General features: G+C 69.0%; 4 protein-coding genes and 1 tRNA gene. 4 read left to right on the top strand and 1 reads right to left on the bottom strand.

Annotated elements, in window-relative coordinates:
• Positions 1-225: 225 nt before the first annotated feature.
• The 3 genes from M1M07_RS31940 to dnaG are packed head-to-tail and all read left to right on the top strand — an operon-like array spanning position 226 to position 4063.
• Positions 226-825, top strand: a complete 600-nt coding sequence (locus M1M07_RS31940) for a YdcF family protein (RefSeq protein ID WP_248676727.1) — start codon at positions 226-228, stop codon at positions 823-825.
• A 25-nt stretch (positions 826-850) separates the two neighbouring features.
• The gene (locus M1M07_RS31935; RefSeq protein WP_248676726.1) at positions 851-2122 is read left to right on the top strand and encodes a deoxyguanosinetriphosphate triphosphohydrolase; all 1272 of its coding nucleotides are present in this window, start codon (positions 851-853) and stop codon (positions 2120-2122) included.
• A gap of 27 nt (positions 2123-2149) precedes the next feature.
• Positions 2150-4063, top strand: a complete 1914-nt coding sequence (dnaG, locus tag M1M07_RS31930) for a DNA primase (protein WP_248676725.1) — start codon at positions 2150-2152, stop codon at positions 4061-4063.
• Positions 4064-4067: 4 nt separating this feature from the next.
• On the opposite strand, the gene M1M07_RS31925 is transcribed toward dnaG, so the two are convergent.
• Positions 4068-4313, bottom strand: a complete 246-nt coding sequence (locus tag M1M07_RS31925; RefSeq protein WP_197253597.1) for a hypothetical protein — start codon at positions 4311-4313, stop codon at positions 4068-4070.
• 151 nt (positions 4314-4464) lie between these two features.
• Here M1M07_RS31925 and M1M07_RS31920 point away from each other — a divergent pair.
• Positions 4465-4537: transfer RNA gene (locus tag M1M07_RS31920), tRNA-Asn, on the top strand.
• Positions 4538-4740: the final 203 nt, after the last annotated feature.

Genomic DNA, 4740 nt, shown 5'->3' with positions numbered 1-4740 from the left:
GGTGGGTGCCGCAGCGGCAGCGGACGAGTACACGGGCATGGCGTCGAATCTAACGGTCGCGGGAGCGGTGCGCGTGCGCGTACGTGGCGCGTCGTCGGCCGAACCCGGCGCGGGCGCTGGCAGAATCGTGGGGTGAGTACCGCAGCCCGCCGATCCCGGCCGAACCCGCCGCCCGCCTCGCAGCGTCGCGGCGTCGGTGCGGGTTTCGCACGGTGGACCCGGCGGATCGTGGTCGGCGTGATCCTTGCCGCGATCGCGGTCGTCGCCGGCACCGCGGTGCGGGTCTGGCAGGTCGCCCGGATCGACGACTGGAGCCACGCCGACGCGATCGTCGTCCTCGGTGCCGCCCAGTACTCGGGGACACCGTCGTCGGTGTTCGAAGCCCGGCTCGAACAGGCCGTGCAGCTGTACGAGAACGGGGTGTCCGACACGGTCGTGACCGTCGGCGGCAAGCAGGAAGGCGACCTCTACACCGAGGCCGCGGCCGGCAAGAACTATCTGATGTCGCGCGGGGTGCCGGGCGAGGCGATCCTCGCGGTCGAGGAAGGCACCGACACGCTGCTCAGCGTCGAGGCGGTCAGCCGGGAGATGCACGAGCGGGGCATGTCGTCGGCGGTGCTGGTCAGCGATCCGTGGCATTCGCTGCGGACCCGCACCATGGCGCGCGACGCCGGGCTCGAGGCGTGGACCGCCCCGACCCGGACGGGACCGGCGGTGTTCACCCGCGAATCGCAGATCCACGGCATCGCCCGGGAAACCGGAGCTCTGGTCTGGTACCAGTTGACGCACGGCTCGGCGGACTTTCCCTACACCGCCGCGCAGTGAGTTCCGGCGCAGCTGAGGAGGGTGGATGCAGGGCTACACCGAACACGAACTCGAGCGCCGCGTCGTCGAGGCCCCCAAACGGTCGGGAATCGCCGGTGCGGAGGCCGCGGCCGCCGAGCGCACCCCGTTCGCGCGGGACCGCGCGCGTGTCCAGCACTGCGCCGCGCTGCGCCGGCTGGCCGACAAGACGCAGGTCGTCGGGCCCCGCGACGGCGACACCCCGCGCACACGGCTGACCCACTCGATGGAGGTCGCGCAGATCGGCCGGAGCATCGCGGAGGGACTCGGTGCCGACCCCGACCTGGTCGATCTCGCCGGTCTCGCCCACGACATCGGGCACCCGCCGTACGGGCACAACGGTGAACGGGCCCTCGACGAGGTCGCGGCGAGCTGCGGCGGCTTCGAAGGGAACGCGCAGAACCTGCGCATCCTGACCAGCCTGGAACCGAAGATCCTGTACCCGGACGGGCACAGCGCCGGGCTGAACCTCACCCGCGCGACCCTCGACGCGACCCTGAAGTATCCGTGGACCCGCCCCCGGCCCGGCGCGAAGTTCGGTGCGTACGACGACGACGCCGAGGTCCTCGCGTGGATCCGGAAGGGCGCACCGGACCGGAAGAAGTGCCTCGAGGCGCAGATCATGGACTGGTCCGACGACGTCGCCTATTCGGTGCACGACGTCGAGGACGGTGTCATCGACGGCCGCATCGACCTGCGGGTGCTGTCCGACCCGGCGTCCGTGCAGGGACTCGTCGACGTCGGCATGCGCGAGTTCTCCGACCTGGTCCCGGACGAGCTGGTCGAGGCCGCCGAGCGGTTGTCCCGGATGCCGGTGATCCTCGGCGTCGGCGTCTACGACGGCACTCTCGCCAGTTCGGTTGCGCTGAAGAGACTCACCAGCGAACTCGTCGGCCGCTACGCCACCGCCGCGATCAGCGGCACCCGCGAGGTCACGGGCGGGGAACCGGTCAGCCGCTACGCCGCGGACCTCGTGGTGCCGCCGCTCGTCGCCGCCGAGGTCGCGCTGCTCAAGACCATGGCACTGCAGTTCGTCATGTCCGACGGGGCGCACCGCAAGCGGCAGGAACGCCAGCGTGAACGCATCCACCGGGTCGCCGAATGGTTGCTGCGCACCGCTCCCGTCGGCCTCGATCCGCTGTTCGTCCCGGCATGGGAGGACGCGAAGGACGACGCGGCGCGCGTGCGGGTCGTCGTCGACCAGATCGCCTCGTGCACCGAGTCCCGGCTGGAGCGGATCGACAAGGACAGTCTGGCCGCGCAGGCGGGCTGGGGGTAGCGGTCGGCGAGCGCTTAGACTCGTCCCGTGGCCGGCCGAATTTCCGACAGAGACATCGCGGCCATCCGCGACCGCATTCGCATCGAGGACGTCGTCGGCGACTATGTCGCGCTCAAACGCGGCGGTGCCGACTCGATGAAGGGCCTGTGCCCGTTCCACGACGAGAAGTCCCCGTCGTTCCACGTCCGGCCCAACCACGGCCATTTCCACTGCTTCGGTTGCGGTGAGGGCGGCGACGTCTACTCGTTCCTGCAGAAGATCGAGCACATCAGCTTCGTCGAAGCGGTCGAGCAGTGCGCCGAACGGGTCGGCTACACCATCAACTACGAGGGCGGTGGCCCGTCCGTCCAGCGCGACCGCGGTACCCGTGCCCGTCTGATCGCCGCGAACGCTGCCGCACAGGCCTTCTACGCCGAACAGTTGCGCACCCCGGACGCGCAGGCGGCGCGCGACTACCTGACCGAACGCAACTTCGACGCTGCCGCCGCGCAGATGTTCGGCTGCGGCTACGCGCCCGCCGGGTGGGATGCGCTCACCAAGCACCTGCTGTCGAAGGGTTTCGAGTTCGCCGAACTCGAGGCGGCAGGATTGTCGAAGCAGGGCCGCCGCGGTCCCATCGACCGCTTCCACCGCCGCCTGCTGTGGCCCATCCGCAATCTCGCCGGCGACGTCATCGGCTTCGGCGCGCGGCGGCTGTTCGACGACGACACCCTCGCAGCGAAGTACGTCAACACCCCGGAAACGGTGTTGTACAAGAAGTCCCAGGTGCTCTTCGGTCTCGATCTCGCGAAACGGGAGATCGCCAAATCGCATCAGGCGGTGATCGTCGAGGGCTACACCGACGTGATGGCGATGCATTTGGCCGGCGTGAAAACCGCTGTGGCGTCCTGTGGTACGGCCTTCGGCGACGAACACCTGTCGATGCTGCGACGACTGCTCATGGACGACAGCTACTTCCGCGGCGAGATCATCTACACCTTCGACGGTGACGCGGCCGGGCAGGCCGCGGCGATGAAGGCGTTCGAGGGCGATCAGAAGACCGCAGCCAAGACGTTCGTGGCGATCGCGCCGAAGGGCATGGACCCGTGCGAACTGCGCCAGGCCAGCGGCGACAGGGCCGTACGGGATCTGGTCGCCCGCCGCACCCCGATGTTCGAGTTCGTCGTCCGGTCGATTCTCGCCGAGCACGACCTCGACACCGCGGAAGGTCGCGTGGAGGCGCTGCGCCGCTGCGTGCCGGTCGTCGCCCGCATCAAGGACCGCTCGCTGCGCGACAACTACTCGGTGCAGCTCGCGCACTGGGTGGGCTGGGACGACATCCCGACCGTGCGTCGTCGCGTGCAGGAGGAAGCGCGGCGCGGTAGTCGAGCGCCGGAGGCGAGGACCCGTGCGGCTGCGGCATCGACTTCCGAGCCGCCGGCGTCGGTGCTGCGTCGCCCGCGGCCGAACGATCCGTCGCTGTGGCCGCAACGCGACGCGTTGAAGGCGGCGCTGCAGTATCCGGGGATCGCCGGCACCGTGTTCGACTCACTGCCGGGGGAGACGTTCACCGATCCCGCCTATGCCGCCGTGCGTGAGGCCGTTGCCGCCGCCGGGGGCACCGGAGCCGGGCTCGGGGGCGCCGAATGGGTCGACGCCGTGAGCCGGTCCGCGACCGACCCGGTCGCGCATTCACTGGTCAGCGAGCTCGCCGTCGAGCCGCTGCCCGCCGACGACGAGCGGATGCCGCGCTACATCGGTGGGGTGCTCGCGCGGCTGCAGGAAGTCTGGGTGGGCGAGCAGGTCGCCGAACTCAAGTCCAAGCTGCAGCGCATCTCGCCGGCCACCGAGTCCGACGAATTCCACGCCCTGCTCGGCGATCTCGTGGCGCTCGAGCAGTACCGCCGTAGCCTGCTGGACCAGGCCATCGGCGATGCCACCGGCGAGGGGCTGGCCGGCTGAGCTGCTATCGCTTCAGCTGATCACGCGGAATCATGATCGTCGTCTGCTCGTCGATCGGCTTCATCGGTTCGAGCTTCGGTTGCGGATTGATGGAGTCGGCGAGCTTCTGACGGCCCACCTCGATGGCCTTCTTGGTGACGGGGCTTGCCGCCACGGCCCTGGCGGTCTTGCTGATCTGTTCGTACCGGGCTCGGCCGGCTCGTGTTCCGAGCACATATCCCGCCGCCACCCCGACCAACAATCCGATCAATGTGAGAGTCCTTTCCACCCGTGTCTGCGCGTCGCGTACATCCTGCCCGATCGGGCGCCGCATGCCCACATGCAGGCGATTTGGTACCGCGGAGGGTGAAACGCTACAGTTCTTCTCGCACCGAGGGAAACCGCGGAGCACCGCAGGACAATCCCCTGTAGCTCAATTGGCAGAGCATTCGACTGTTAATCGAACGGTTGCTGGTTCGAGTCCAGCCGGGGGAGCAGAGAAGACCCCCACCCGATCCGGGTGGGGGTCTTTTTCTTTTCAGGGCTCGCGCGACTCTCAGCGCAGAACGGTGGGTTATAGGCCAAAATGTGTGTACAGCCCTCGGTGTGTCGCCCTGGTTCACCGGCGTGATCTGCCCGCCCAACCATGTTGGAGACCGTTGCCGTCCTCCCAGCTGAAGTCGGTGCCCATGGTCGGG

Source organism: Rhodococcus sp. HM1 (genome assembly GCF_023218075.1).
Taxonomy (GTDB): Bacteria; Actinomycetota; Actinomycetes; order Mycobacteriales; family Mycobacteriaceae; genus Rhodococcus.
This window is presented reverse-complemented; position numbering and strand designations above follow the sequence as displayed.